The 21,559-nt window shown below is 56.3% G+C and carries 16 protein-coding genes; 7 read left to right on the top strand and 9 right to left on the bottom strand.

Going from position 1 to position 21,559, the window contains the following annotated elements; genetic code table 11:
- Window positions 1-146: 146 nt before the first annotated feature.
- Window positions 147-773 (top strand): hypothetical protein, encoded by a 627-nt coding sequence (locus VGM48_RS19840; protein ID WP_331582173.1) that lies wholly within the window; start codon window positions 147-149, stop codon window positions 771-773.
- Here VGM48_RS19840 and VGM48_RS19835 read toward each other — a convergent pair.
- The 3 genes from VGM48_RS19835 to VGM48_RS19825 are packed head-to-tail and all read right to left on the bottom strand — an operon-like array spanning window position 752 to window position 3,127.
- On the bottom strand, window positions 752-1,348 hold the full coding sequence (locus VGM48_RS19835) for an isochorismatase family cysteine hydrolase (protein WP_331582172.1): 597 nt from the start codon (window positions 1,346-1,348) through the stop codon (window positions 752-754). The genes VGM48_RS19840 and VGM48_RS19835 overlap by 22 nt on opposite strands.
- Entirely contained in the window at window positions 1,324-2,646 is a 1,323-nt protein-coding gene (locus tag VGM48_RS19830; protein WP_331582171.1) for an MFS transporter, read from the bottom strand. The genes VGM48_RS19835 and VGM48_RS19830 overlap by 25 nt, the downstream gene beginning before the upstream one ends.
- Entirely contained in the window at window positions 2,639-3,127 is a 489-nt protein-coding gene (locus tag VGM48_RS19825) for a MarR family winged helix-turn-helix transcriptional regulator (RefSeq protein ID WP_331582170.1), read from the bottom strand. The genes VGM48_RS19830 and VGM48_RS19825 overlap by 8 nt, the downstream gene beginning before the upstream one ends.
- 162 nt (window positions 3,128-3,289) lie before the next feature.
- On the opposite strand from VGM48_RS19825, the gene msrA reads away from it, so the two are divergent.
- Window positions 3,290-3,874, top strand: coding sequence for a peptide-methionine (S)-S-oxide reductase MsrA (msrA, locus tag VGM48_RS19820; RefSeq protein WP_331582169.1), 585 nt, complete (start codon window positions 3,290-3,292; stop codon window positions 3,872-3,874).
- A 59-nt stretch (window positions 3,875-3,933) separates the two neighbouring features.
- Window positions 3,934-6,300 (top strand): ABC transporter permease, encoded by a 2,367-nt coding sequence (locus tag VGM48_RS19815; RefSeq protein ID WP_331582168.1) that lies wholly within the window; start codon window positions 3,934-3,936, stop codon window positions 6,298-6,300.
- Window positions 6,301-6,317: 17 nt separating this feature from the next.
- Here the strand turns inward: VGM48_RS19815 and VGM48_RS19810 are convergent, their stop codons facing one another.
- Entirely contained in the window at window positions 6,318-7,976 is a 1,659-nt protein-coding gene (locus VGM48_RS19810) for an ABC transporter substrate-binding protein (RefSeq protein ID WP_331582167.1), read from the bottom strand.
- A 23-nt stretch (window positions 7,977-7,999) separates the two neighbouring features.
- Here VGM48_RS19810 and VGM48_RS19805 point away from each other — a divergent pair, with 23 nt between their 5' ends.
- Window positions 8,000-9,793, top strand: a complete 1,794-nt coding sequence (locus VGM48_RS19805; RefSeq protein WP_331582166.1) for a M1 family metallopeptidase — start codon at window positions 8,000-8,002, stop codon at window positions 9,791-9,793.
- Window positions 9,794-9,823: 30 nt separating this feature from the next.
- Here VGM48_RS19805 and VGM48_RS19800 read toward each other — a convergent pair whose 3' ends face one another.
- Complete coding sequence (locus VGM48_RS19800) at window positions 9,824-12,217, bottom strand: ABC transporter permease (protein WP_331582165.1); 2,394 nt, start codon at window positions 12,215-12,217, stop codon at window positions 9,824-9,826.
- 116 nt (window positions 12,218-12,333) lie between these two features.
- Entirely contained in the window at window positions 12,334-13,077 is a 744-nt protein-coding gene (locus VGM48_RS19795; RefSeq protein ID WP_331582164.1) for a C40 family peptidase, read from the bottom strand.
- A gap of 287 nt (window positions 13,078-13,364) precedes the next feature.
- Here VGM48_RS19795 and dnaE point away from each other — a divergent pair, with 287 nt between their 5' ends.
- Both dnaE and trxA read left to right on the top strand, forming a co-directional pair.
- The gene (gene dnaE, locus VGM48_RS19790) at window positions 13,365-17,003 is read left to right on the top strand and encodes a DNA polymerase III subunit alpha (protein ID WP_331582163.1); all 3,639 of its coding nucleotides are present in this window, start codon (window positions 13,365-13,367) and stop codon (window positions 17,001-17,003) included.
- A gap of 100 nt (window positions 17,004-17,103) precedes the next feature.
- Window positions 17,104-17,421: a thioredoxin gene (gene trxA, locus VGM48_RS19785; RefSeq protein WP_331582162.1), complete on the top strand. Its 318-nt coding sequence runs from the start codon at window positions 17,104-17,106 to the stop codon at window positions 17,419-17,421.
- Between the two features lie 100 nt (window positions 17,422-17,521).
- Here trxA and VGM48_RS19780 read toward each other — a convergent pair whose 3' ends face one another.
- From VGM48_RS19780 to VGM48_RS19770, 3 genes are read right to left on the bottom strand one after another with little or no spacing between them, the layout of a single operon-like run.
- A complete protein-coding gene (locus tag VGM48_RS19780; RefSeq protein ID WP_331582161.1) occupies window positions 17,522-18,214 on the bottom strand; it encodes a hypothetical protein in 693 nt (230 codons plus the stop codon).
- 31 nt (window positions 18,215-18,245) lie between these two features.
- Window positions 18,246-19,241, bottom strand: coding sequence for a hypothetical protein (locus VGM48_RS19775; protein ID WP_331582160.1), 996 nt, complete (start codon window positions 19,239-19,241; stop codon window positions 18,246-18,248).
- Window positions 19,242-19,244: 3 nt separating this feature from the next.
- Window positions 19,245-20,495, bottom strand: coding sequence for a nucleoside permease (locus tag VGM48_RS19770; protein ID WP_331582159.1), 1,251 nt, complete (start codon window positions 20,493-20,495; stop codon window positions 19,245-19,247).
- A 63-nt stretch (window positions 20,496-20,558) separates the two neighbouring features.
- On the opposite strand from VGM48_RS19770, the gene VGM48_RS19765 reads away from it, so the two are divergent.
- The coding region (locus VGM48_RS19765; protein WP_331582158.1) for a CofH family radical SAM protein at window positions 20,559-21,559 on the top strand (1,001 nt) is incomplete at its 3' end.

Genomic DNA, 21,559 nt, shown 5'->3' with positions numbered 1-21,559 from the left:
ACAAAGAAAGGCGGAGGCTGGGAAATACCCGGTTGGGGGTATTGGCGGATCGGGGTCAATGCTTTAGGTTTGCAGTTACTACCATTTTTTGCGCTGTCTGCCGCCGTATTGCCGGATTGTATGCTTGTCATCAACAATCCAGTTATATGCAAAAGGGAATCTTCTACCTGTTTCTTATTTGCCTCATCGCCGGGGCATGCTCCAAGACGGGCCCTACCGGGTCTCAGGGCGCGGCAGGCGCCACGGGTGCCGCAGGGCCGCAGGGGCCGGCGGGACCGACCGGGCCACAGGGCAATGCCAATGTTTTTACGGATACGTTTTCGCTGGCGAGCGCCGACTGGCTGTGGAATTCGGGATATACCTATTCCAACAGCAATGGCGGGACCGTCACGTACTTTACGAGGTATCATGATGCGGCTTTTTCCAAGATCACCCAGGGGATGCTCGATTCGGGGATGGTGATGGTCTATATCGCGCCCAATGCGAACGATTTCAATCAGTGGAGTCCCCTACCCTACACGTTTCTTTCATTCGGCGCCGTTTTTTACTATAATTATGTATATGAGACCATGCCAGGAAAGGTGCGGTTGCATTTTTTCTACACGGCGAACGGCAGCGGAACCCCTCCCACGACGTTGTCGGCGGATGTGATCCCGACGCACAAGTATAAGATAGTCGCCGTCACCGGGACGGTGAGCACTGCGATGAAGCGCGACAAGGTCAATGTCGGCGATTACCGGCAGGTGATGAATTATTTGGGGATGGGGGATTGACCCAGTCCGGCGATCCACTGGTCGGTGGTGAGGACTTCGGCCTGACGGGGAAAGACCTTGTTCACCAGAACGTTGTGGACTTCGGCGTCGCGGTCGGCGCAGGCATCCGAGAGGACAGAGATGCGGTAGTCCATATCGGCGGCCTGGCGGAGTGTCGAGAGGACGACGCCGCTGGTGGCGATGCCGGTGAGGACGATATGATCTATTTTATGGCCGCGGAGGATCACTTCGAGGTCGCTGCCGGCGAAGGCGCTGACGCGGCGTTTTGTGATGACGATGTCGTCGGCCGTCAGCTCAAGCGAGGGATCGGGTACGGGGTTCTCGAGGCCGGGCATGGCGCCTGCTTTGAGGGCGGCAAAGGAGGCGTTGCTTGTTTGGGCGGTGATCTCCGGAAAGCCTTTGCGAAAACCAACGACGACGGCGAGGACGAGCATGTTGTTCCTGCGGGCGGCGGCGATCGCTTTTTTGATCGTGTTGACATACGCGACGGTGTTGTCGCCCAGCATCGGCAGGATCGTAGGTTGGACATCCATTACGAGTAAGGCGGTGGTCAGAGCCTGGCTGTTCTTTTCCATGTTGTATCGGTATTGATTGATTTTATTGTGGCGGATGAGTTGGCGACGGACGGGTTGGCGACGGACGGGTTGGCGACGGGCCGGCGGACGGCGGTGGTGAGATATTTCCAATAGACGGCGACGACGATGAGGGCGATGATGCCTTCAGCGAGGACTGTATTGGGTGCGCCGGCGTATTGGGAGACGGTCCCGACGAGGAGACTGCCGAGGGGCATCATCCCGAAATAGGACATCGCGAAATAGCTGATGACCCGGCCGCGCATTTCCGGGGCGACGGTGGTCTGGATGATGGTATTGGTCATCGTCGTCTGCGCCATCATGCCGAAGCCGGAGATGACGGCGAAGAACATGGCGAGCGGAAAGCTCGTGGTATAGGAGAAGAGGATGAGCCCGATGCCGAAGATGATCGTGTTGATGCGTAATATTTTTTTTCGGCTGGCCGCGGTGTTCTTTGTCCGGGTGGCCAGGTAGAGGGCGCCGGTGATGGCGCCGAGGCCGATAAAGCTGTCGATCACCCCGAAGGTGGCGGCATTGCCGTGGAAGATCACCTTTGCATAGATGGGCAGGAGTGTCGAAAAGGGAATGACGAGCAGACTCATCGAGGCGAGCATGAGCAGGACGCGGGCGATGGCGGGGTTCCGGCGCAGGTATTGCCAGCCTTCCCGGAGTTCGGCGAGGGCATTTTTTGTATGTTGTTTCCGCTGGTAGGGCGGCAGTCTCATCTGCAGCAGCGAGGCGATCACTGCGATAAAGCTGACGGTATTGAGTGCGAAGCACCAGCCATCCCCGAGTTTATGGAGAATGAAGCCCGCGACGGCGGGGCCGATGAGCCGGGCGAGGTTGACCATCGAGGAATTGAGGGCGAGGGCGTTTGCCAGGTTCTCTTTGTCATCGACCATATCATAGACCATCGCCTGGCGGGCGGGGACGTCGAAGGCGTTGATCATGCCGAGGACCACGCCGAGGCCCAGGATCGTCCAGACATTATAATAGCCGGTGAATACGAGGACGGCGAGCAGCAGGGACTGCACACCGGAGGCGATCTGGGTGAAGAGGAGCACGCGAAAGCGATGATAGCGATCGGAAACGACGCCGCCGGCCGTGGATAGCAGGAAGGACGGGAATTGGGTACAGAAAAGGGACAAACCCAGCATGAAACTGTTGTGGGTGAGGGTGTAGACCACCCAGCTGACGGCGGTGCGTTGCATCCAGGTGCCGATCAGTGAGACGGACTGGCCATAGAAGTAAAGCCGGTAGTTGCGGCTTTGCATGGCCCGGAAAATGGAAGGACTATTCATCAATGAGTTTATTTATTATGGCCAGGGCGGCGGCGAGGGTCGCTTTTTCCTGCGGGGTGGTCTTTTCCTGCAGGGCGGCGGCGAGCCATTCCTGTTTGTCCTGACGCAGTTGTTCGACATAGGAGCGGCCGGCGGGGGTGAGGGACAGGAGCACTTTGCGTTTATCGTCGCCGGAGGGGGTCCTTTCGATGTAGGTCAGTTCGGCCAGTTGGTTGATCACCTGGGACATGGATTGAGTGGTGACTTTTTCGATTCGGGCGATGTCCGAGGGGGCGAGGCGGTTATCGGGATAGAGCAGGCCGAGGGTGGCGCGTTCGGTGAGGGAGAGCTGGGCGTCGTTGCGGGTCTCGCGGCGGAGTAGTTTGACGAGGCGGCCGATGGTGGTTCGAAGGCCGGCAGCCAGTTCGGCATCGGTGGGGAGATTTGCCAGGCCGGCCGGATCTGGCCGGTTTGCCGGGCTTGTTGGATTTTTCGGATTCACAATGCGAAGGTAAACTTATTAATTTACCTAACAAAGTTAATTACGTATCTTGCGATACGAGCGACTCCTAAAATAAATCCCATGACGATCCTTTCTTTTGTATTTTCCGTGGCGCTTCTTGGCGGTTGCCAGGATGGGCCAATGACAGTTAAAACAATGAATATGAACGATAACAACGTCCCTGCGGGGGCAAAAACGGAGACGGCGACCTTTGGCACCGGGTGTTTTTGGTGCACGGAGGCGGTCTTCCAGGAATTAAAGGGCGTGACAAAGGTGACTTCGGGTTATATGGGTGGAACGGTGGCCAATCCCTCCTATGAGGAGGTTTGTACGGGGACGACGGGGCATGCGGAGTGTTTGCAGGTGGTCTACGATCCGGCGGTGGTCAGTTTTGACGAGTTGCTCGAGGTATTTTGGGAGTCGCACGATCCGACGACGTTGAACCGGCAGGGAAATGATGTCGGCACGCAGTACCGGAGCGCTATTTTTTATCACAACGAAGAACAGCGGCAGAAGGCCGAGGATTATAAGGCGAAGCTGAACAAGGAAGGCGCTTATCCGAATCCGATCGTGACGGAGATCACGAAGGCCGGCGCCTTCTATCCTGCGGAGGATTATCATCAGAATTATTATAATGACCACGGTTCGCAGCCGTATTGCTACCTGGTGATCAAGCCGAAGGTGGAGAAATTCGAGAAAGTGTTCAAGGATAAGCTGAAGAAGAACGTCGATTCGACGAAGCATTAAATTTTGCGAAATGAAAGCATATGGCCCGGCTCGCGCCGGGCTTTTTTTTATATTTAAGGATGCTAAAGATTGCTCTTCGCCGATTTGTCCGGGACCGGACGCATTCCCTTATCCATCTTACGGGGTTGGCCATCGGGATGGCCATTGCGATGCTCATCGGGCTTTGGGTGCGCGATGAGCTGAACTATGAACGCGAGAACCCGAATTATGAGCGGGTGGCGCGGGTGATGCAGAACCAGACGACGAATGGGGATGTCTCTTCGAACGCGTCGATGCCCCTGCCGCTGGCGAACGAGTTGCGGACTGTGTACGGAGCGAATTTCGACCGCGTGGTGGCAGCCTGGTGGGTACAGGATTATGCGCTTGCGTCTGGGGATCTGAAGTTGACGAAGAAGGGACGATTCATGGAGCCCGGGGCGGCGGAGGTGATGGGGCTGCGGATGGTGAAGGGGGATGCGGGGCTCGAGGATCCTCATTCGATCCTTTTATCCGCATCGGCGGCCAGGGCGATATTCGGCGATGCCGACCCGGTCGGGAAGACGATGACCATCGATGTGAAGATGGTGGTGCGGGTGAAGGGGGTATACGCCGATATTCCCTATCATTCCCAATTCAAGGATGTGCTTTTTATCGCGCCGCTGGAGTTGTTTGCCAGCGCGAATCCCTGGGTGAAAGAAATGGGAACCGACTGGGCTTATGATTTTGTCGAGATATTCGTGAAGCTGAAGGATGGGGTCGATGTGGAAAAGGTGTCGGCAAGCATCCGAAACATTTCGATGGGGAAGTTGAAGACCAATCCGCTTGGCCTGGCTTATCATCCGCAGGAGTTCCTGCACCCCATGAGCAAATGGCATTTGTATAGTTCGTTTCGGAATGGGGTGATCGTGGGCGGCAACATCCAATATGTGTGGTTGTTCGGGACGATCGGGTTCTTTGTGTTGCTGCTGGCATGTATCAATTTTATGAACCTGGCAACGGCGAGGAGTGAGCGCCGGGCGCGGGAGGTGGGTGTTCGCAAGGTGATGGGTTCGCTGCGAAGCCAGCTGATCCTGCAATTCTATTGCGAATCGGCGTTGGTGGCGTTTGCGGCGTTTGTCCTGGCGACCGGCCTGGTGGCTACCGCCCTACCCTTCTTCAATGACCTGGCCGATAAACGAATGGCCATCGGCTGGAGCGATCTGATCACCGGACTGGGAGTTGCGTTGTTTACGGGGATACTGGCGGGAAGTTATCCGGCTCTGTACCTTTCCTCGTTTGCCCCGGTGCGTGTGCTGAAAGGGAAGACGGGGCATGGAGCCGTAGCGCCGCGGCGGGTGCTGGTGGTTTTGCAGTTCACGGTTTCGGTGTTACTCGTCATCGGAACGATCGTCGTCTACCGGCAGATCGAATTCGCGAAGGACCGGCCCGTGGGTTACGAGCCGGGCGGGTTACTCTCGATGTCGATCCATACGCCGGGGTTTGCCGACCGGGCCGGGACGGTGCGGGCAGAATTGTTGCGAACGGGTGTCGTGGAAGAGACGGCGATCTCCTCGAGTTCGACGTCGGTGATCTGGGATATCTGGACGGGATACAGTTGGCGGGGGAGGAATCCGGCTGTGCAGGGCGACTTTTCATCGATCGGTATCTCACCGGAATATGGCAAGACGCTTGGCTGGAAGTTTGTAGAGGGAAGGGATTTTTCGCGGGACCTGGCGACGGACTCGTCGTCCGCCGTGATCAATGAGGCAGCGGTGGCGCTCACGGGTTTTAAACAGCCTATCGGCGAACAGATAAAACGGGCAGACGGCCGGGTGTTCACGGTGATCGGGGTGGTGCGGGATATCGTAGTGGGCTCGCCGTACGAGCGGGTGCAGCAGGCGATCTATTGCTACTTTCACGACTATGACCGGGTGTATCTTTTTATCCGGCTGAAGCCGGGTGTAGCGACTGGTTCGGCGTTGGCGGCTGTCCGGCAGACGTTTCAGCGGGTGGTGCCGACGGAGCCGTTCGATTATCATTTTACCGATGAAGAACATGCGAAGAAATTTGCTGCCGAGGTGCGGATCGGGCGGATCGCAGCGTTGTTTGCGGCGTTTGCGCTTTTTATCAGCGGTCTGGGTATTTTCGGGATGGCGTCGTTTATGGCGGAGCAGCGGCGGAAGGAGATCGGCGTGCGGCGGGTGCTGGGCGGATCGGTGGTGCATATCTGGGGATTGCTGTCGCGGGAGTTTGTGATACTGGTGGGGTTGTCGTTTGCGATCGGCGGGCCATTGGGATATTTTGCGATGAACAGGTGGCTGGAGGGATATGTGTATCATGCGGGGATCCCGTGGTGGGTGTTTGCGGCGACGGGTGTGGGGGTGCTGGGGATCACGCTTGCGACGGTGAGTTGGCAGAGTGTGCGGGCGGCGCTGCAGAATCCGGTGGACGCGTTGCGAAGTGAGTGAGACACGGTTAGGCGGGGTCATTTTTTGACGCGCCGGAGTTCGAGGAGGTTGAGTGCATTGGGCGTGAAGCCATGGACGCGCGGGTTGACGAGATGCACGACGACATCATACCAGAGGGGGACGATGGGTGCGGCGTCGATGACGCGCTGGTCCATTTCGCGATAGAGGCGATAGCGGACCGAGTCGGTGGTCTCCTCGAGGGATCGTTCGTAGAGTTTGTCGAAGACAGGATCGTTGTAGCGGGTGTAGTTGGGGGGTGCCGGATTTTTCGAGTAGAATACGCTGAGGTAGTTTTCCGCGTCGGGGTAGTCGGCGATCCAGCTGCCCCGGAAGAAGAGGGCTTTTGACTGAGCCGTTTCTTCGAGGAGGAGGGATTTCTGGACGATCTCAATATCGATATGGATGCCGATGTCTTCGAGTTGCCGGGCGATGAAGGTGGCGAAGTCGCCATAGATGGGGATGGTCAGCAGGCGGATGGGCGGCAGGCCCTTGCCCCCGGGATAGCCGGCAGCGGCCAGCAGCGTGCGGGCTCTATCCGGATCATAGTGATAGCCGTGGACGAGGGTGCTGTCGAATGAGGGGAGGCCCGCGGGTATGAAGCCACTTTCCGCGGGGAGGCCGAGAGAGTTGCGGAGGTAGAGCATCATCTTGCGGCGATCGAACCCGAGGTTTATGGCCTGACGAATCTGTTTTATTCTTAGCGGCGATGCTTTTACGAGCGGGTTGGCGCTATCGACGAGGATACCCAGGTATTCGGTGTTCAGCTGCGGAACGACGGTCAGATCAATTTTCCCCTGCCAGTCTTTTTTGAGCTGGCCTTTTTTATTCAGCACTTCATCTTTGAAGCTGGGGTCGATGTTGTTGACGAAGTCCAGCTGGCCCTGCACGAATTGCAGGAATTCGGTGGCGGCTTCGTCGTTGAAGGTGATCTTCAGGGCATCGAGGTAGGGCAGTCGCTGGCCGGTGCTGTCCCGTTCATAATAGCGATCATTTTTTACGAGGATGAGGGTTTGATTTTCTTCCCAGGATTTAAAACGGAAGGGGCCGGTGCCGACGGGATGGCTGCGGAACTCTTTACCGTACTTTTCGACGGCCTCGCGCGGGACGGCGGAGCAGTATTGCATGCTGAGGAGGCCCAGGATGGGGTTGAAGGGACGAAGGAGTTTCAGGACAAAGGTGCTGTCGTCCGGCGCCGAGAAGGCGTCACCGCCGGGGTTGGCGGGTGTGATGCCGGTGGTGTCGATGCGATCGTGAAAGATCCAGGCGCCGCTGCTGGCGGTGAGGGGATCGAGGATGCGGTTGAAGCTATAGACGATATCGCGGGCGACGAGGCGGCGGCCTCTGCCCTCGGGGAAGGCAGGGTCGTCGTGAAAAACAATATCGGGGCGGAGATGAAAGGTCCATGTCCGGCGGTTGGCGGATACTTCCCAGGTGCGGGCCAGGCCGGGGACGAAGTTGAGATTGTCGTCGGTTTCCACGAGGGTGTTGTAGAGTTGGTGGATGGCCCATTGGATGGAGCGGTTCTTGGCGCCGGCGGGATCGAGGGTGGCGATGCCATCGGGTTCGTTATAGATGAAAAATTTTTTATCTGTTTTCGAGTTGGGAGAATGGCAAGATATTGCCATCAGGAGGTTAATTGTCAGGAAGACGAAATTGCGGGGATTGACTATCTTCATCCCGTCAAAAATAACGATAACATATGAGTCGTAAATTAACTGCTGCCGTTTGCCTGGGCCTTTTTTCTTTTTTTGGCGGGCACGCGCAGCTGCTTACGCCGGAGAAAGAAGCCTATTCGCATGCAGACAGTCTTCGGGGAAGTGTAGGGCCTGAGCGGGCCTGGTGGAACCTTTTGAAATATGAGTTGCAGGTGGAGCCGGATTTCGCGGGTAAGTCGTTGAAGGGAAGCAATGCCGTGACCTTTGCGGCGGTGAGTGATGGGCAGACGATGCAGATCGATCTGCAGGAGCCGATGCAGCTGGTGGCGGCCACCTGGAAGAAGAAGGCGCTGAAGTTTGTCCGGGAAGGCAATGTTTTTCATCTGCGGTTTCCGAAGCCCGTGAAGGCGGGCAGCGTGGAAACGGTGGTGCTGCAATACCAGGGAGTTCCCAAGGTGGCGGTCCGGCCGCCCTGGGGTGGCGGATGGATCTGGAATAAAGATGAGCATGGCAGGCCCTGGATGACGGTGGCCGATGAGGGCCTTGGGCTGAGCTGCTGGCTGCCCTGTAAGGATCATCTGTCCGATGAACCGGACAGCGGGGTGGTGATGCATATCGTTTGCGCGGACAGCCTGATGGGGATCGGCAACGGCCGGCTGCGGGACAAACATGCCAACGGCAACGGGACGACGACGTATACCTGGGTGGTTACGAACCCGATCAACTCCTACGATATCATTCCCTATATCGGGAAATATGTGAACTGGAACTATGTCTTCGACGGGGTGAAGGGCAAGCTGGATTGCAACTTCTGGGTGCTGGATTATAACCTCGAGAAGGCGAAACCGCAATTCAAGCAGGCGGACACGATGCTCCGGGCATTTGAATACTGGATGGGCCCCTACCCTTTCTATGAAGACGGCTATAAGCTGGTGGAGGCGCCGCATCTCGGGATGGAGCATCAGAGCAATGTGGCTTATGGGAATCATTTTGCCAATGGGTATCTGGGGCGGGATCTTTCGGGCACCGGATGGGGGTTGAAATGGGACTTTATCATCGTTCATGAGAGTGGTCACGAATGGTTTGGTAACAATATCACGGACAAGGATGCGGCGGATATGTGGGTGCATGAAGGGTTTACCAATTATACCGAGACGCTGTATACGACGTATCTATATGGTACGGAGGCAGGGAATGATTACTGTATCGGGACGCGGAAGAATATCGATAATGACAAGCCGGTGATCGGGATATATGGGGTCAATAAAGAAGGGTCGGGCGACATGTATTACAAGGGCGGGAATATGCTGCATATGATCCGGCAGATGATCGGGGATTCGGCGTTCCGCGGGTTGTTGCATGGATTGCAGTCGACCTTCTACCACAAGACGGTGACGACACAGGAAATAGAGAACTATATTTCTTCGTATGCGCATCGGGACCTGTCGAAGGTTTTTGATCAGTATCTGCGTACGACGAAGATCCCGGTGTTGTCGTATCAGTCGAGTGGCGAGATGATCAGTTATCGCTGGGGTAATTGCGTGAAAGGATTTGATATGCCGGTGAAGGTCTTTATCGGCGGGCTGCCTGAGCAGTGGATCTATCCGACGGATAGCTGGCAGACGCTGAAGGCCGGTACGGGCGGGAAGGTGCTGGAGACGCCGCAACTGGATATGAAGGCGTTGTCGCCGGTGGCTAATGGAACGGGTGGGCGGCCGAGACCGCGTGGACCCGGACCGGGGATCCTGACGGTGGGTGCGACGGGGAATGGGACCGGCGGAGATGGGAATTTCTCGGTGGATCGGAATTTTTATATCGTCGTGAAGAAACAAGGTTAAAAAGGAGCCCCGCCGATGCGGGGCTCCTTTTTATTCTGACCGGAGTGACTTGACGGGATTGGCGATTGCTGCTTTTAGCGCCTGGACGATGATGGTGGTCAGGGCGATGACGACGACGAGAACAGCCGCCACGGCGAAGACCCACCAGTGGATGGATGTCCGATAGGGAAAGCCGGCGAGCCATTTGTACATGAAATACCAGGAGATAGGAGTAGCGATGAGGATGGAGAGGGCGACGAGTTTGAGGAAGTCGGTGGAGAGCAAAGTGGCGATGCCCGTGACCGAGGCGCCCAGGACCTTGCGGACGCCGATCTCTTTTGTGCGCTGGGCGACGGCTACCATCACGAGGCCGAACAAACCGAGACAGGAGATGAAGATGGTGAGCATCGAGAAGAGGATCGAGAGCCGGCCAAGGCGTTGTTCGGCCTCATACTGTTTATTGTAATCCTCGTTTACGAACCAATATTCGAAGGCGTCGTTTGGCAGGATCTTTTTCCACGCGGCTTCCATCGCTTTAAGGGCCGCTTTGTTGTCGCCGGTGTTGATGCGCACGGAGAGGTAGCCCCACCAACTGCTGGTAACCGGCAGAATGTGCATGACCATCGCCGGGATCTTTTGCTGCAGGGACCGGAAATGAAAATCCTTTACGACGCCGATGACCTTGCCTTTTTTACCCAGTCCCCATTCGAAGCCTTTACCAACCGCATTTTGCGGTGTCCAACCGATCTCTTTTACCGCGGCCTCATTGAGGATGAATGCTGAGGAATCGGTGGGGAAGTCCTTTGAGAAGGCGCGACCGGAGGCCATTTTCAATTTGTAGGTGTCGAAGAAATCGAAGTCGACGACCAGGGTGAACATGGATTGCTGGCGATCGATACTCACGCCTTCGGGTAGGGTCACGATATTGTTCAGCTGCTTGCCGGGGATCTTCGAAGAGGTGGTCGCCTCCGCTAGTTGCGGATCCTTTTTCATCTCCTGTTTGAGCAGCTGCGAGGCAAAGGATTGTTTGGCCGTACGCAGCGGGACAGCCACTACCTGTTCCTGGTCGAAGCCGAGATCGCGTGTCTGCATGAAATGCAATTGCTGCCAGCAGACGATGGTGGCGACGATGAGCATTGCGGAGAGCGTGAACTGAAAGACGACGAGTACCTTGCGCAGCGAGAGCCCGCCGCGGGCTCCCCTACCCTGTTTGAAGACCTTGACCAGTTGTACCCCCGACAGGTAGATCGCGGGATAGAGGCCGGCAATGATGCCGAGCACCACGACGAAGCCAGCGATCAGCAGGACTACCGGCGCGGTCAAATAGGTTCCCGCGGCGATCTGTGTTCCCGCGAGTTGATTGAACAGCGGCAGGATGATGATGGCGATACCGATGGCCAGCAACAAGGCGAGCCCTGTGATCAGAACGGATTCGCTGAGGAATTGACCGATCAGCTGCCGGCGCAGGGCGCCGACGACCTTGCGAATACCGATCTCCCGGGCTCTTTTGAAGGAGGTGGCGGTGGTCAGGTTGATATAGTTGATGCAGGCTACGGCCAAAAGGAAAATGGCGATGCCGATGAAGATGCGAAGCGCGGCGAGGCTGCCACCGGGTTTTATCTCGTCGTTGAGGTCGCTGCGGAGGTGGATATCGCTGACAGGCTGCAGGAAGTGATAGCCGTTTATACCCATGGACTTATTTTCCTTATCGTTGTATCTGTCCATGATGTTCCTGATCTTAGCGTTGACCGCCGCGGCGCTCCGGGGATTCTTCAGCAGGACATAGGTATAGTAATCATCGTTCCACCATTGGTCGAGGCCGTCGATGTGGTATCGCAGCAGGACATTCATCGAGCAAAGGACCTCGACGTCCAAATGATTTGTGGCGGGGAGATCTTTCATGACGCCCGTAACCCGGAGCAGGATCGAGTCGTCGCAGGTGATCATTTTACCGATGGGATCGGCCGAACCGAAATATTTTTTTGAGGCGCTTTCCGTGATGACGATGGAGTTGGAGCCGTTGAGGGCGGTATGCGGATCGCCTTTGAGCATGGGATAGTCAAAGACATCGAGGAAGGTGGAGTCTGTAAAAAGAAAACGATTGGTGAAGAAGTGCTGGCCCTGGTAACCCAGGGTAGTACCGTACCCTTCGAACCGAACCGCTTTTTCCACTTCGGGGAAGTCTTTCGCCAGCACCGGCGCCAGGGGGCCGGCTGTCACGGCAAAGTCTTTGTCGGGCTGGCCGTTGGCGTGCAGCGTGAGCGCGACCCGGTAGACCCTACTGGCCGTCGAGCCGGTCTTGTCATAGCTGAACTCGTGGGATACCCAGAAGAAGATCAGCAGGCAGGCGGTGAAGCTGATGGTCAACCCGCCCAGATTGAGGAGGGTGAAGGCGCGGCTTTTCTGGAAGTTGCGCAGGGCTATCTTGAAGTAGTTCTTAAGCATGCAAATTTTTCCGCATTTTTGATGCCTGTTTTGTTAGTTGTTGGGGGCCAATTTGTTGTGGGCTTGATGTTCGGGCGGGGTATTCGGTTTTGATACCGGGAGTGTATCGGCCGCGCCTAGAGTCCGCCCGTGTTGGAGGTGACGGGATTGGTGACGCCGGTTTGCGCGGGATCGATGACGCGGCCGGCGCCGACGAAGTGTTTGTCGTAGTAGCCGTCGGTCATCTCGCTGATCATGACGCCGGAGACGGAGGCATGGACGAACCGGTTGTTTCGGAGGTAGACGCCTACGTGGGTGACGGTGCGGCGTTTGCCGAGGGTATGGAAGAAGACGAGGTCACCTTCCTGGAGTTCGTCGCGGCGGATGCGGCGGGAAAATTCGTATTGTTCTTTGGAGGTGCGGGGCAGGGTGGCCACGCCATAGACGGAAGAAAGGAGGAGGAAGGCAAAGGCGGAGCAGTCGATGCCGTCGCGGGTGGTGCCGCCGTAGTGGTAGGGCGTGCCATACCAGTAGTCCATGAAGCTCAATAATTTAGGATTGTCGAGTGCTTCGACCGAGCAGTTCTCGAGGATGGCATATTTGAATTTCAGGGCGGGATAGGTTTCGATCGCTTTTGCGTCGGTTTCGGCGTAGCCGGGAGCCATGGCGGCGCTTTTCCCAGCCGGAGTTATGGAACTGCGGGTGTTATCCTCGTGGGAGTCGGGTTTTACCGAGATGTTGGTGATGAACTGGACGCCGTTGGGGTTGTCTTTTTCGGTTGGCGACTGGGAAGCGGTTTTTGTTGCCGTGGCGGGTTTGAAGACGCTACAGCTTGTGGCGAGACAGGCGATGGTTGTTATGCAGATGAGAATTTTCAACATATTATTCACCGAGCGAGCCAAGGGCTCGCAAGCCGAAGGCTCATTATCAGAGCTTTGTCGCCGAAGGGCTAATTTTCCAGTTTGGCCCGGAGGCGCAAAGTAGGATATTGGCATGGGTCAAAGATAGGAAAAATAACAAAAATGAAGCCAAAACGGGAGCGGGGGCGAGCGCGGGCTTAGTTGGGCGGGCAATCTGCCGCGGGGGCGAGGGCTGGGGATATTATGTGCTTTTATGGGCTTGTGAATGAACGATTTTTGTCGGGTTTTGTTTGTTAATTGCAGGTCCTATGAGTAAGTTTTCACATCTACATACGCACACGCAGTTTTCGCTGCTGGACGGGGCGGCATCGATCCAGAGCCTTTACAAGAAGGCGATCAAGGATGGGATGCCGGCGCTGGCTATTACGGATCATGGTAATATGTTTGGGGCGTTTGAGTTTGTGGCGGAAGCCCATAAGCATAAGAACGAGGACGGAAGCCTGAAGGTGAAGCCGATCGTGGGGTGTGAGTTCTATGTGGTGGAGGACCGGTTCAAGAAGACCTTTACGAAGGAGCAGCGGGATGAGCGGTATCATCAGATCCTGCTCGCCAAGAATAAGGTGGGCTATCAGAACCTGATCAAGCTGACCTCGCTGGGGTATACCGAGGGGCTTTACAGCAAGTACCCGCGGATCGACAAGAAGCTGATCCTGCAATACCATGAGGGGCTGATCGCGACGACCTGTTGTATCGGCGCCTATGTGCCGCAGACGATTTTGCACGAGAGTGAGGAAAAGGCCGAACAGGAGTTTAAATGGTGGCTGGACCTTTTTGGAGAAGACTATTTTATCGAGTTGCAACGCCACAACATCCCGGAACAACAGAAGATCAACCAGGTGCTGCTGGGTTTTGCGAAGAAACACAAAGTGCCGGTCATCGCGACCAACGACAGCCACTATACCGACCGGGATGACGCGAATGCGCACGATATCCTGCTTTGTATCAACACCGGCGAGAAACAGGCCACGCCGGGTTATGACGATATCGTCAACGACGACCTGAACACGAAGAACCGCCGGTTCAAATTCCCGAACGACCAGTTCTATTTCAAGACGACGGAAGAGATGTCCACGCTGTTCAGCGATGTGCCGGAGTCGATCGACAATACCAATATGATCGTCGACCGGGTGGAAGTGCTGAACCTGAAGAAAGACATCCTGCTGCCGAACTTCCCGATACCCAAAGAATTCCAGATCCATAACGACAGCAACCTCGATCAGTGGGAGTACCTGAAGTACCTGACACAGGAAGGGGCGAAGCTGCGGTACAGCGATCTGAATGCGGATATCCAGGAGCGGCTGGACTTTGAGCTGTTTACGATCAAGACGATGGGGTTTGCGGGATACTTTCTGATCGTGAGCGACTTTATCAAGGCCGGGCGGGATATGGGGGTGTTTATAGGTCCGGGCCGCGGCTCCGCCGCGGGAAGTGTGGTCGCCTATTGTATCGGGATCACGAATATCGATCCGATAAAATATAAGCTGCTGTTCGAACGGTTCCTGAACCCGGACCGGAAGTCGATGCCGGATATCGACACGGACTTTGACGATGAAGGCCGTGGAAAGGTGATCGAATATGTCGCGGCGAAGTACGGCAGGAACCAGGTTGCGCAGATCGTGACCTATGGTACGATGGCGGCTAAGATGAGCATCAAAGACGTGGCCCGGGCGCTGGACCTGCCGCTGCCGGAGTCGAATGCGCTGGCCAAGCTGGTGCCGGATCGGCCGGGGATCGAACTGAAACGGGTGCTGCATGCACCGATGACGGCAAAGGACGGCGAGAAATCACTTGAAGAGAAAGACGGTGTAGGGCCGGATGACCTGGCCAATGTGAAATTGATCCGGGAGATTTATAAGGGCAACGATATCCGCAGCCAGGTGCTGCACGAGGCGGAACGGCTGGAAGGATCGGTGCGGAACACGGGGCTTCATGCGGCGGGGATCATTATCGCGCCCGACGATCTGATGACGATATTGCCGGTCTGCACGGCGAAGGATTCGGACCTGCTGGTAACGCAGATCGAAGGAAGCGTGATCGAAGAAGCCGGCGTTATCAAGATGGACTTTTTGGGCCTGCGGACGCTGAACATCCTGAAGACCGCACTGGAACTGATCAGGGAGAACCATGGAATAGCTATTGTGATCGACGATGTTCCACTGGATGATCAAAAAACTTTTGAACTTTATCAACGGGCGGAAACGATCGGTACGTTCCAGTTCGAGTCGCCCGGAATGCAGAAATATCTCAAGGACCTGAAGCCGGATAAATTCGATGACCTGATCGCGATGAACGCCTTGTACCGGCCGGGACCTATCGCATACATCCCGAACTATATCGACCGGAAGCACGGGCGGGAACCGATAGTTTTCGATCTGCCGGAGATGGAAGAGTTTTTGGGAGATACCTATGGGATCACGGTGTACCAGGAACAGGTGATGCTGCTGGCGCAGAAGCTGGCGGGATTCAGCAAAGGAGATGCGGACGTGCTTCGAAAAGCGATGGGTAAGAAGCAGAAGTCCATCCTCGATAAGATGAAGAGCCAGTTTGTGAAGGGCGCCACGGCCAAAGGTTTTGCGGCCAATACGCTGGAGAAGATCTGGACAGACTGGGAGGCTTTTGCCCAATATGCCTTTAACAAATCACACAGTACCTGTTATGGGTTTGTCGCCTACCAGACAGGCTATCTGAAGGCCCACTACCCTTCCGAGTATATGGCGGCGGTGCTGAACCATGCGGGCAGCATCGAAAAGATCACCTTCTTTATGGAGGAGTGCAAGCGGATGGGCCTGAAAGTACTCGGACCGGATATCAACGAGTCGAAGCAGGGTTTTGCCGTGAATCAGAAAGGCGAGATCCGCGTCGGGCTTGGCGGGCTGAAGGGTGTGGGTGAGGCCGCGGTGGAGGGGATCATCAGTGAACGAACCAAGGACGGACCTTTTACGTCCATCTTCGATATGATCAAGCGAATCAACCAGCGGACGGTGAATAAGAAGACGCTGGAAAACCTGGCGTATGCCGGCGCGTTCGATTGCTTCAAGGAGTTGCACCGGGCGCAATATTTCCATCTGGCGCAGGGGGATACCGCGACGGGCTTGGAGAAGATCATCAAATTCGGGAATGTTTATCAAACGAATGCGCATCAGACGAGCAACAGCCTTTTTGGGGAGCTGACGATGCCGGAGATCGCGACGCCGAAGATCCCGGCCTGCGAGCCCTGGTCGTTGACGGAACTGCTGGATCATGAGAAGGATGTGACGGGGATGTTTATGAGCGGTCATCCGCTGGATCATTTTAAGTTCGAGATCACGCATTATGGGATCACCCAGCTTGGAGAGTATAATGAGATCAAGGATGCGGTGGGTCTGCAGGCCAGCCCGGGAAAGCCTTACCGGCTGGCGGGACTTGTGGTGGATGCGCAGCACCGGGTGAGTAAGACGGGTAAGCAATTTGGAGTGTTGACGATCGAAGATTATACCGGAAAGGCGGAGTTTATGTTATGGAGCGAGGATTATGCGCGCTATAGCAACTACCTGGAGAAGGGAAAGAACCTATTCCTGACGGGTAGTTTCAAGCAGCGGTTCAATACCAGTCAGTTCGAGTTCAAGATCGACCGGCTGATGTTGCTGGAGAGTATAAAGCCGATCCTGACGAAGCAGGTGATCATGGATGTGGAGGCGAGGTTTGTGAACGAGGAGCTGGTGCGGTTCATGGAGGCCAATATCAAGAAGTATCCAGGCAAGTCAGGACTGAAATTCAACATATTAGAATCGAAAAGCCATGCGAAGGTGAGTCTTTTTACGATGGGTCAGGGGTTTGAGATGAATGACGAATTGTCTGTCTTTTTGGAGAAGACCCCGGAAGTGGAGGTACAGGTTGTCACGGTTTAGTGCATGGCGCGGGTTTTGTCGGGAAACTGACGTAAAAGTTGATGAAATAAGCAGACCTTTGAATTCGTAAAATAAACACATAACATAAAAACGCTTCTTTATGGCATTAGAATTAACAGATACTAACTTCCAGGACAAGGTAATCGCCTCCGATAAGCTGACTGTGGTGGATTTTTGGGCGGAGTGGTGCGGGCCTTGTCGCGCGATAGGACCGGTCATTGAGGAATTGTCGAAGGAATATGATGGGAAGATCAATATCGGTAAGGTGAACGTGGACCACAATCCGCAGTTGTCGATCAACTACGGGATTACCAGCATTCCTGCGATCCTGTTCATCAAGGACGGGAAGGTCGTGGATAAGTTGGTGGGCGCCCAGCCGAAGTCGAATTTTGTGAAGAAGATCGAGTCGCATCTGTAAGAAATTGCGACAATAACTTATACGGCCCTGCACTTGCGTGCGGGGCTTTTTTTTTAGGCGGCCACCCTGCAGAGACTAGCGGGGAGATATTGAGCGGCGGTTACCGGTTGGCGGCCATCAGGGGGCGGCTGCCGGTGGTGTTGAGCTGGTTGACGAGTTGGATCAGGCCGGCTTCGTCCGGTTCGCCCTTTCCGCGAGTTGCGAGCCAGGCGTCGGCTGCCGGGCCGAAGATGTCGAGCACCGATCTTCTTTTTAGTCTTACCGGCGTATATTCCCGGCCGCCGGGCATTACCAGATAGTATTTATAAGTATCTATGTATTCGCCGTAGCCGTCGGTGAAGGGCATGGCGATGTTGCTGTAGTAGCTGCCGCGGCGGAAATGGGTTTCCAGCCGGCGGTAGAGGATATAGTACAATCCGCCGGCGGAATCGCTTAGCTGTTGGAAGAACTCGCGGGGATCGATGCCGTCGACGCGGGTAAGAACGGTTTGTCCGGAGGCGGGGGACTGGAAATGCAGTTCGCGAATTTGTGCGGTCCGCACTTTTGAGATGGCCTTGCCGTCGGCGGTGAAATAAAGGGTGCGGGAGACCTTGTCGTAGTTGAGGAAGAGGCTGGTGTCCTTCAGCACGGTGTCATAGATACCCAGGGCATAACCTCGGGGCCAGATCTGGAAGAGGAGCCGGGGGCTTCCCGACTGCAGGTCATCGACCAGGAGTGGCGGGTGCGCCGGTTGAGCCTGAATGCCGGCGATGAGGGCATGGGACAATAGCAGGATGGGAAGCAGCATTCGCATGGTCCCTTAAATATACTGAATTTTTACCGCGTCAATTTGTTAACGAATAGAAGTCATACCGGAGGGTCCAGGTGATAGTCTGGCCGGGGGCGGCTTTTATATGAATGAAGGGCTCGGGGCAGGCCGTTTTGAGGGAGGCCCAGTAGGCGAGTTTTACGAGGGGGCGGTCGCAGCGGATGCGGACGCCGACGCCTGAGCGACGTTCTTCGATCCGCAGGTCGTAGTCGTCGGCCTTGTCGCGATAGCCGGTGAGGATGGTGTAGAAACTTCTGCGGGCGGCGAAGGGCTGGCGGATGATTATGGAGTCGCCGCTGACGGCGGCGAGGGAGTCGAAGGCCGAGGGGATGGAGGGTGTGGAGGTGGGGGTCCAGGGCAGTTTGAGGATGCGGCCGGGGGCGATATCGAGGGTGTCGATGACGAAGAAATTATGGTTATAGACGTCGGATTCGATGGGTTTTGCGCCGGTGTTCTTCAGGGTGTGGGTGATGGTCAGGCGGGGCTGGGCGGGGTCGAGGATGATGGTCTTGATATAGACATAGGAGTAGCCACCGGCGGTGAGGTCCTGGCGAAAGGAGATGGCGGAAGGGGTCTTTGAGACGTAGAAGAAGCCGGTGCTGGCAATCGGGTAGTAGCGGAAAGGAGTGTAGCGGCTGGTGTCGGGGCGGGTGAGGAGGCCGACGCCGGGCTGGAGGAAGGTTCCGCCGGGTTGGGCGTCGTCATAGCCGTTGGGGGTGAAGGATTCGACGGGCCCCATGATGGCGTCGTTGAGGGTGGGGTCGTATTTGGAGTTCCAGCGGCCGAAGAAGCTATGCCCGTGGTATTCGAGGGCGGGCATGACGCCGGACCAGTCGAAGCGGGTGGAGCGGTAAAAGCCGGTGGTGGCGTTTGGGAGGTAGAAGCGGGCGCGGAGGGTTGATGTGGAGAGATCGGCGCGGGGACATTGCGAGGTGTCCTGCGTGGCGGTGGGGTTTTGCGCCGACGCGGCGAGATGAAGAAGGATGGCGAGGATGAAGGCTAAGCGTTGCATATTTTAATGTTGAAGGGAAGCGGTGGTGGCGGTTCGGTCGTGTTTGTAGCGGAAGACGAAGGGGAAGGTGATGCCGAGGACCAGGGCATAAGCGGCGAAGGTGATCCAGATGTTGTGCCAGTCGCGGATGCCGGATGCGGTATAGTAGTCCACTACGCGGCCGCTGATGTAGGTGCCGATCCAGGCGCCGAAGCCGTTGGTCATGAGCATGAAGAGGCCCTGGGCGCTGGCGCGGATCTTGATGTCGGCTTCGCGTTCGACAAAGAGTGAGCCGGAGATATTGAAGAAGTCGAAGGCCATGCCGTAGACGATCATGGAAAGGACGAGCAGGGGCAGGCCGGTGCCGGGGTTGCCGAAGCCGAAGAGGCCGAAGCGGAAGACCCAGGCGAAGATACTCATGATGATCACCTGCTTAATCCCGAAGCGGCGGAGGAAGAAGGGGATGGTGAGGATGAAGAGCGTCTCGGAGATTTGCGAGATGGAGATGAGCAGTACGGAATGGCGGACCCCGAAGGATTCGGCGTATTGGGGGATCTTCGCGAAGTCGTTGATGAACCCATCGGCGAAGGCGTTGCTGATCTGCAGGGCGAAACCGAGGAGCATGCTATAGACGAAGAAGATGAACATCTTCCGGTTCTTGAACAGCACGAAGGCGTCGAGCCCGAGGGAGGCGGCGAAGCTGCGTTTGGTGGTGTTGGGTACGGGAGCGCAGGGGGGCAGGGTGAAGGCATAGATGCCGAGGAGAATGCCCGCGCCGGCGCTGATATAGAGCTGGCCGGGAGTCAGCCCGCTGCGGGAGAAGTCGACGCCCCACATGGCGAAGACGAACCCGACGGTGCCCCATACGCGGATGGGCGGGAATTCCTTGACGATATTGAATGCGCGCTTTTCGAGGATGATATAGGAGACGGTGTTGTTGAGGGCGATGGTGGGCATGAAGAAGGCCGAGTTGAGGAGCATGGCCAGGTAGAAGGCGTCGAAGTCGTGGAGGGTGGAGGCCCACAGGAGGCTGCCGGCCCCGATGATATGGCAGATGCCGAGTACGCGTTCGGCGTTGATCCAGCGGTCGGCGACGATGCCGAAGAGCGCGGGGGTGAAGATGGAGGCGATGCCCATGGTGCCGTAGACGGCGCCGATCTGGGTGCCGGTGAAGTGGAGAACGTTGAACATATATCCGCCGAGAGAGATGAGCCAGGCGCCCCAAACAAAGAATTCGAGGAAGTTCATTACGGTGAGGCGGAGTTTTATACCCATGCGATAGTTTTGTAATTCGTACAAACCCGGAAGATACGTAATTTTGCCACTTAAATCACGCACATGAATACCATGACACCCGGATCGGATATATTGTTACAGACAACGGATAAGGACCTGCAGCGGATCGGCGAGAAGATCAATGCGGGGGAGCGGATCAGTCCCGAAGAAGGCCTGCTGCTTTTTGAGCGGGGGTCCCTACCCTTCCTGGGCGCGCTGGCCAATGGGGTGCGGGAGCGGCTGCATGGGAACAAGACCTATTTCAATCGCAATTTTCATATCGAGCCGACGAATGTTTGTGTATTTACGTGCAATTTCTGTTCTTATTCGCGGGTGTATGCGCATCGCGACGAGGGTTGGGAGCTGACGCAACAGCAGATGCTGGACATCGTTCGTAAATATGACGGCAAGCCGGTGACCGAGGTGCATATCGTCGGCGGGGTGCATCCGAAGATGAATATGGAGTTTTTCATGGAGTTGCTGACGAAGATCAAGCAGCACCGTCCGGACCTGCATATCAAGGGTTTTACGGCGGTGGAGCTGGATTATATGTTCCGCAAGGCGAAGGTGTCGGTGGAGGAAGGGATGCGGCGGATGCATGCGGCGGGGTTGGATTCGATGCCGGGTGGCGGGGCGGAGATCTTCCATCCGGATGTCCGCAACGTGATCTGTGCGGACAAGGTGGATGCGGAGGGCTGGCTGGCGATCCATGCGGCGGCGCACCGTGAGGGGATGCATACGAATGCGACGATGCTTTATGGACATATCGAGACGTATGCGCACCGGATCGATCATATGGAGCGGCTGCGGCGGCTGCAGGATGAGACGCATGGGTTCAATACTTTTATTCCGCTGAAGTTTCGCAACGGGGACAACGACATGAGCAATGTGCCCGAGCTGTCGGTCGTCGAGGACATGAAGCTTTATGCGGTGGCGCGGCTGTATATGGATAACTTCCCGCACCTTAAGGCGTACTGGCCGATGCTGGGGCGGCAGAATGCGCAGCTGACGCTGGCCTTTGGGGTGAATGACCTGGATGGGACCATCGATGATACGACGAAGAT

The sequence above is a fragment of the Puia sp. genome, from assembly GCF_036500295.1.
Taxonomy (GTDB): domain Bacteria; phylum Bacteroidota; class Bacteroidia; order Chitinophagales; family Chitinophagaceae; genus Puia.
This window is presented reverse-complemented; position numbering and strand designations above follow the sequence as displayed.

Excerpts from the sequence above, each read along its gene's own strand:
- VGM48_RS19805 (WP_331582166.1), top strand. The coding sequence starts at position 8,000 with ATGAGTCGTAAATTAACTGCTGCCGTTTGCCTGGGCCTTTTTTCTTTT.
- VGM48_RS19815 (WP_331582168.1), top strand. The coding sequence starts at position 3,934 with ATGCTAAAGATTGCTCTTCGCCGATTTGTCCGGGACCGGACGCATTCC.
- VGM48_RS19835 (WP_331582172.1), bottom strand. The coding sequence starts at position 1,348 with ATGGAAAAGAACAGCCAGGCTCTGACCACCGCCTTACTCGTAATGGAT.
- VGM48_RS19775 (WP_331582160.1), bottom strand. The coding sequence starts at position 19,241 with ATGCAACGCTTAGCCTTCATCCTCGCCATCCTTCTTCATCTCGCCGCG.
- VGM48_RS19795 (WP_331582164.1), bottom strand. The coding sequence starts at position 13,077 with ATGTTGAAAATTCTCATCTGCATAACAACCATCGCCTGTCTCGCCACA.
- VGM48_RS19800 (WP_331582165.1), bottom strand. The coding sequence starts at position 12,217 with ATGCTTAAGAACTACTTCAAGATAGCCCTGCGCAACTTCCAGAAAAGC.
- trxA (WP_331582162.1), top strand. The coding sequence starts at position 17,104 with ATGGCATTAGAATTAACAGATACTAACTTCCAGGACAAGGTAATCGCC.
- dnaE (WP_331582163.1), top strand. The coding sequence starts at position 13,365 with ATGAGTAAGTTTTCACATCTACATACGCACACGCAGTTTTCGCTGCTG.
- VGM48_RS19810 (WP_331582167.1), bottom strand. The coding sequence starts at position 7,976 with ATGAAGATAGTCAATCCCCGCAATTTCGTCTTCCTGACAATTAACCTC.
- VGM48_RS19770 (WP_331582159.1), bottom strand. The coding sequence starts at position 20,495 with ATGGGTATAAAACTCCGCCTCACCGTAATGAACTTCCTCGAATTCTTT.
- msrA (WP_331582169.1), top strand. The coding sequence starts at position 3,290 with ATGAACGATAACAACGTCCCTGCGGGGGCAAAAACGGAGACGGCGACC.
- VGM48_RS19830 (WP_331582171.1), bottom strand. The coding sequence starts at position 2,646 with ATGAATAGTCCTTCCATTTTCCGGGCCATGCAAAGCCGCAACTACCGG.
- VGM48_RS19840 (WP_331582173.1), top strand. The coding sequence starts at position 147 with ATGCAAAAGGGAATCTTCTACCTGTTTCTTATTTGCCTCATCGCCGGG.
- VGM48_RS19780 (WP_331582161.1), bottom strand. The coding sequence starts at position 18,214 with ATGCGAATGCTGCTTCCCATCCTGCTATTGTCCCATGCCCTCATCGCC.